Consider the following 409-nt stretch of genomic DNA (forward strand, 5'->3'; position numbering starts at 1 on the left):
CTCGTAGCGCAGGCGGAAGGTCCGCGTGACCATGCCGTTGGCCGCCGGCCGGTCGGCGCCGTAGACCGGCCCGCCGAGCAGCTTGGCGTCGGCTTCCGGCACCACCTGGCTGACCCCGTCGACGTCGACCACGCTGAAGCCCTGCATGCGCAGGGCGCTGGTGAGCATGCGGTAGGCGGTGCGCGCCGGCACCTGGCCTTCGGAAACCAGGGTCAGCTTGCCCTTCACCCGCGGGTCGACCAGGAACTGCCGGCCGGTGGCGCGCGACAGCGCGCGCACCACCGCTTCCACCTCGGTATCGACGAAATTCAGGCTGACCGGCTGCTCGCCGAGTTCGGCCGCTGCCGCTGAGCAGTGTCCGCTCCGGTGCGCCGTTGCGCAGCGCCGACGTCCGCGAGCGGCCCCAGGC

Annotated in this window: 1 pseudogene; it reads right to left on the minus strand. The window is 72.9% G+C overall.

Features of this window, described 5'->3' with window-relative positions:
- Window positions 1-409, minus strand: a pseudogene (locus EEB15_RS33445) (hypothetical protein); the annotation flags it as partial.

The organism is Ramlibacter sp. WS9 (assembly GCF_003797765.1).
In the GTDB taxonomy this organism is placed as follows: domain Bacteria; phylum Pseudomonadota; class Gammaproteobacteria; order Burkholderiales; family Burkholderiaceae_C; genus Ramlibacter.